7 protein-coding genes are annotated in these 5,645 nt (G+C 49.9%); all 7 read left to right on the forward strand.

The window, feature by feature from the left end:
- The first annotated feature begins 109 nt into the window (after positions 1-109).
- Complete coding sequence (locus QVO97_RS01160) at positions 110-874, forward strand: SDR family NAD(P)-dependent oxidoreductase (protein WP_022358596.1); 765 nt, start codon at positions 110-112, stop codon at positions 872-874.
- 57 nt (positions 875-931) lie between these two features.
- On the forward strand, positions 932-1,501 hold the full coding sequence (locus QVO97_RS01165) for a hypothetical protein (RefSeq protein ID WP_022358597.1): 570 nt from the start codon (positions 932-934) through the stop codon (positions 1,499-1,501).
- An 18-nt stretch (positions 1,502-1,519) separates the two neighbouring features.
- The gene (locus QVO97_RS01170; protein ID WP_022358598.1) at positions 1,520-2,353 is read left to right on the forward strand and encodes an RluA family pseudouridine synthase; all 834 of its coding nucleotides are present in this window, start codon (positions 1,520-1,522) and stop codon (positions 2,351-2,353) included.
- Positions 2,292-2,546, forward strand: coding sequence for a hypothetical protein (locus tag QVO97_RS12680; RefSeq protein WP_369678362.1), 255 nt, complete (start codon positions 2,292-2,294; stop codon positions 2,544-2,546). The genes QVO97_RS01170 and QVO97_RS12680 overlap by 62 nt, the downstream gene beginning before the upstream one ends.
- 48 nt (positions 2,547-2,594) lie before the next feature.
- Positions 2,595-3,140 (forward strand): Holliday junction resolvase RecU, encoded by a 546-nt coding sequence (locus tag QVO97_RS01175; RefSeq protein ID WP_022358599.1) that lies wholly within the window; start codon positions 2,595-2,597, stop codon positions 3,138-3,140.
- Positions 3,137-4,396, forward strand: a complete 1,260-nt coding sequence (pepT, locus tag QVO97_RS01180) for a peptidase T (RefSeq protein ID WP_022358600.1) — start codon at positions 3,137-3,139, stop codon at positions 4,394-4,396. Before QVO97_RS01175 ends, pepT begins: the two co-directional genes overlap by 4 nt.
- Positions 4,397-4,543: 147 nt before the next feature.
- Positions 4,544-5,645, forward strand: a 1,102-nt coding sequence (locus tag QVO97_RS01185) for an RNA polymerase sigma factor (RefSeq protein ID WP_288188565.1), incomplete at its 3' end; no start/stop codon positions are given.

The raw sequence follows: 5,645 nt of genomic DNA on the forward strand, positions 1-5,645 counted from the left end.
GGAAAGAAAAAAACCATCCGGAACGTGCACAAGAAGAAATAAAACGTATGTACGCTCGGAATGAAGGAACGACTCCGAGCGTACATACTTGAGACGGGAGGAATTTCTCATGAAAATTGCGATAATTACAGGTGCCTCTTCCGGCATGGGGCGCGAGGCAGCCAGACAGCTGGCGGATCGCTTTTCGGGACTTCAGGAAGTCTGGCTGATTGCCCGCCGGATGGACCGGATGCAGGAGCTGGAACGGACGCTGCCGATCCCGGCGCGGTGTTTCGCCATCGATCTGACGGATGCATCCCAGCGGGAGACGCTGGAAAACGAGCTGGCGGCGCGCAAGCCCAACGTAAAACTTTTGGTAAATGCTTCCGGCTTTGGTAAAATCGGAACGGTCGGGAACCTGCCGCTTGACGATGAAACGGGAATGGTAGAGCTCAACTGCAAGGCGCTGTGCGCGGTCACGCATATGGTGCTTCCCTATATGAGCGAAAACAGCCGGATTCTCCAGTTCGCGTCAGCAGCCTCCTTTCTGCCGCAGCCGGGATTTGCCATCTATGCGGCAACCAAGGCATTTGTCTTAAGCTACAGCCGCGCCCTGCGGGAAGAACTCCGCCTGCGCAGAATCGGTGTGACGGCGGTCTGCCCCGGACCGGTCAAAACCGAGTTTTTCGACATTGCCGAGACAACCGGGGAGATTCCTCTTTATAAGCGTCTGGTGATGGCAGATCCGCACAAAGTTGTAAAACTTGCCATCCGCGACTGTATGGCGGGAAAAAGCGTGTCGGTTTACGGCGTTTGGATGAAGGCATTCTTTGTGCTCTGCAAGGTAGTGCCGCATGAGTGGATTCTGCGCGCGATGCAGGCATTAAACCATTAAATCAGACAAAAAGCTAGTATCATTCAATAAAAACATGATAGAAAGGATTTTTACACCGTGAAAAAGATAAAAAAAGGCGATTATGGCTACCGCAATCATTTCAAGCGGAAACAGCTTTTTATCATCGCACTTCTGGCGTTATTTATTATCGCACAGCTGGTTGGGCGGTCTTTTACAGACAATGATTCCGTCAAAAAAATTCTGACGGTCATGGCGATCGTCACGGTACTTCCGGCGGCGAATCTCGCTTCCCCGCTGATTGCCATTTTCAAATACCATACGCCGGAGCAGGCGTTTCATGAGGCATATATGCCGTATGAGGAAAAATTTGAAGTTCTCTATGATCTGGTTCTGACGACACCGGAAGATGTGATTCCGTCCGATGTGACCGTCGTTCACCCGACCGGCATCTATGTGTACTGCATTAATCCAAAGCTGAATGTAAAGCGCGCGGAGGCAGGTTTAAATGAACTGTTAAAGGCCAACAAACTGGATCCGAACCTGAAAATCGTGACCTCACGCAGCACCTTTGACAAGCGGATTCACAGCCTGAAACCGGCGTCAGAGTATGAGGACGATGGAACTGTAGAGTACGGCGTGCGCGTAATAAAAGGATTATCGATGTAAAAAAGGGAGGCGGCAGCCATGCGGATGCTGACAGTATCTAAAAATGAGGCGGGGCAGCGCCTGGACAAGCTGCTGGCAAAATATCTGAATCTGGCGGGAAAAAGCTTCATTTATAAAATGATGCGGAAGAAAAATATTACCCTGAACGGAAAAAAATGCGACGGTTCCGAACATCTGACCGAGGGCGATGAGATCAAGCTGTTTCTGGCAGAGGAGACGATCGAGAAATTTTCGGAAGTGAAGATTCAGAAGGTTCAAAAGAAAAAGCTCGATATCGTCTACGAGGACGAACATATTTTACTGATCAATAAGCCATCTGGAATGCTGTCCCAAAAAGCGAAAGAGACGGATGAATCGCTGGTCGAATACCTGATCGACTATCTGCTGGATTCCGGCAAATTAAAGAAAGAGGAACTGGCGTGCTTCCGCCCGTCCGTCTGCAACCGCCTCGACCGCAACACAAGCGGCATCGTGGCAGCTGGACGTTCCCTGCCGGGACTGCAGATCATGTCCGAAGTCATCAAGGATCGGAGTCTGGGAAAATATTATGTCTGCGTCGTGCGGGGAATCGTAAAAGGCGAAGCCCGGATCGAGGGATGGTTGACGAAAAATGAAAAGACGAATCAGGTGTCGATCCGAAAAGAGGAGACCCCTGGAAGTCTGCCGATCCGGACTGCATACAGACCGCTGGTATCTGGAAATGGATATACCCTTCTGGAGGTTCATCTGATCACCGGACGATCCCACCAGATCCGCGCCCACCTGGCTTCCATCGGACACCCGATCGCCCGTGGCTTCCCTCGGACACCCGATCGCCGGGGATCCGAAGTACGGCGATCTCCGGGTCAATGAGGAAGTGAAGAAACGCTTCGGCGTCCGCTCGCAGATGCTTCACGCATGGCGGCTGGTAATGCCGGAAACGATCTCCGGGCCGCTTTCATATCTGGCGGGCAAAGAATTTACCGCGCCTATGCCAGCGGAGATGAAACGGATGGAAGAGATGATGAAATCAGCTCCAAAACGCCCAGCCAATCATCGCCCGTAAATTTTAAATTGTGCGAAAAATCAAAAAAATAAGTGGAGGAGCAACAACATGGGGACTTGGAACAGCCGGGGACTTCGTGGTTCAACCCTGGAGGATATGATAAACCACACAAACGATCTTTACCGTGAGAAAAAGTTGGCATTGATCCAGAAAATCCCGACGCCGATCACACCCGTCTCGATCGATAAAACCAGCCGCCATATCACGCTGGCGTATTTCGACCAGAAGAGTACCGTCGATTACATCGGCGCGATTCAGGGCGTCCCGGTCTGCTTTGATGCGAAAGAATGCGCGGCAGATACATTTCCACTGCAGAACGTCCATCCGCATCAGGTCGCATTTATGCGGGAATTTGAAGAGCAGGGCGGGATTGCTTTCTTAATTATATATTTTTCACAGAGGGATGAACTTTACTACCTGCCATTTTTCCATCTGGACGCATACTGGGAGCGGATGCAGCAGGGCGGACGAAAGAGTTTTACATATGAGGAAATGGATAAAACGTGGCGCATCAAAAGCCACCGGGATATATTAGTCCATTATCTGGAACCGCTGAGCCGGGATTTAGGAGAAAGAGAGGATGATTTTTCATGACAACAGCCGTAGAACGATTTTTGAAATATGTATCATATGATACGCAGTCAGACGAGGCAAATGACACCTGCCCGAGCACAAAAAAACAGCTTCTGTTAGCCAATGAGCTGAAACGCGAGCTGGAAGAAATGGGTGCATCCGATGTGCGGATGAGCGAGTACGGATACGTGTTTGCACGCATTCCGGATAATACAGGCAGTACCTCTGCTCACGATGCATCCGGTGTTGGACAGAAAACCACCATCCCGGCACTTGGCTTCATTTCCCACATGGACACCGCGCCGTCCTTAACCGGAACAAACGTAAAGCCGCGCATCGTCCAGGCATATGACGGCAAAGATATTGTATTAAATGCAGAAAAACAAATTGTCATGAAAGTTTCAGAATTTCCGTTTTTAGCCGACTTAAAAGGTCAGGATCTGATCGTAACCGACGGAACCACGCTTCTGGGCGCCGACGATAAGGCAGGCGTGGCGGAGATCATGACGATGGCAGAATATTTCCTGAGCCACCCGGAGATCCCGCACGGAGAGATCTGCATTGGATTTACGCCGGACGAGGAGATCGGACGCGGCGCGGATCGTTTCGATGTGAAAGACTTCGGTGCAGCGGTTGCTTATACGGTAGACGGCGGTCCGATCGGCGAGATCGAATATGAAAATTTCAACGCCGCTTCCGGCAAAGTCCGGATTCAGGGAGCCAGCATCCATCCGGGTGATGCGAAGCTCAAGATGAAAAATGCCCTTCTCATCGGCATGGAATTTCAGAGCCTGCTGCCGGTCTTCGAAAATCCGATGTACACAGAAGGTTACGAGGGATTCTATCACCTGGATGAAATGAGCGGAAATGTAGAAGAGGCGCAGTTAAATTATATCATCCGCGATCACGACCATGAAAAATTTGAACAGAAAAAGAAATTTTTCGCCGAAGCCGCCGATTTCCTGAACCGCAAATACGGTAAGGGCACCGTGATCGCCGAAGTAACGGACAGCTACTACAACATGAAAGAAAAAATTGAGCCGTGCATGTACCTGATCGATATCGCCAAAGAGGCGATGACAGCCTGCGGCATCGAGCCGGAGGTCATTCCGATCCGCGGCGGCACCGACGGCGCCCGCCTCTCCTACATGGGGCTCCCGTGCCCGAACCTCTGCACCGGCGGATATAACTATCATGGAAAATATGAATTTATTCCGGTGGATTCGCTTCAGAAGACGGCGGAGATACTGGTGAAAATTGCTAGTTTATTTTCATGAAACAATAAATTATTTGGTAATCTTTTTGTTAAACATTGAAAATTGTTGAAGAAACCTTCTGTATATGGTAAGATTAAATTAAGAAAATAACTGGAAATAAATCGGTATTTTCAGCCTTTTTTATTGAACCATACGGAGGACAAAGGAATGAACAAGCAGCAGATTACGGGATTATTACGGCGATTTTACGCGGGAGACCAGAAGGCTTTGGAAGAGCTTTACCGGTTGACCGGTAAATTCGCTTTTTTTCATGCCCGGACGATGGTCCAGCAGGACGAAGAAGCATGGAAATTTGTTGAGACATTTTATACGGATTTATATAAAGCACAGGCAATACCCACATCGGAAGAAAAGGTTGATGGATGGCTGGCCAGTTGGATTCTGAAAGAAGGACAAAAGCTTCTGGCAGCCAGACAGGGAACGGTATCTTCGGTTCATGCAGGCAATGCCCCGACCCTTCCGGAGGAAGATAAAAGCGCGATCTTCGATGACAGCCTGATCCCGGTATTGGCGGAAGCATTGAATCAGCTGCCGCCGCTCCAGAAGACGGCAGTCTGGGGCTTCTATATGGACGGATTGTCATTTGATGAACTGGCAGACTGTTTTGGATGCCAGAGACAGACTGTCGAGACACGGCTTTATTATGCACAAAAGGGACTTCTGACGCGGCTTAGAAGCAGTGTTCCAGAACAGACATTTCCGGAAATCCTAAATACAGCGACGATTCAGCGGGGGCTTCTGGCACTCTATGAAAATACGGAATATCCGGAATACATCAGCACCCTTGCCCTGGCGGAGATAGAAAAGAAGCTCGGTTTTATTTCGGACGAGGAACAGATGGAACATCTTTCCAACAACCTGGCATCGGAGATAAAGACGATAGAAAACCAGATGGTGTCGCCGGATGCAGCACGAAATGAATTGCAGAATACCGCGTTTACCCTGGATGAAGACAGTCAAGATAGCGAAGATACAGACGGCGATGATGAGGAAGACTATGGCAGAGAATCAAGAAATCTTCCCCACAGACGTAGAAAATCCTCATCTTTTAAAAAGAAAATCTGGGCGGCAGCCGCAGCTGTCCTCGTCCTGGCGGGTGCGGGCGGCGGATTTGCCTGGTATCAGCATCATACAACCATTGTCCGCCAGCAGAAAGAACTGGCAAGTCTGGTGGAAGCCAGCGGCGGACTCTATGGATGGCTGTCCGAACAAAAAGCCGTCCTTCAGGAATGCCCGCTGACGGAGGAAG

The sequence above is a fragment of the Clostridium sp. CAG:43 genome (assembly GCF_000434655.1).
GTDB classification, from domain to species: Bacteria; Bacillota; Clostridia; order Lachnospirales; family Lachnospiraceae; genus Otoolea; species Otoolea fessa.

Excerpts from the sequence above, each read along its gene's own strand:
- QVO97_RS01160 (WP_022358596.1), top strand. The coding sequence starts at position 110 with ATGAAAATTGCGATAATTACAGGTGCCTCTTCCGGCATGGGGCGCGAG.
- QVO97_RS01170 (WP_022358598.1), top strand. The coding sequence starts at position 1,520 with ATGCGGATGCTGACAGTATCTAAAAATGAGGCGGGGCAGCGCCTGGAC.
- QVO97_RS01175 (WP_022358599.1), top strand. The coding sequence starts at position 2,595 with ATGGGGACTTGGAACAGCCGGGGACTTCGTGGTTCAACCCTGGAGGAT.
- pepT (WP_022358600.1), top strand. The coding sequence starts at position 3,137 with ATGACAACAGCCGTAGAACGATTTTTGAAATATGTATCATATGATACG.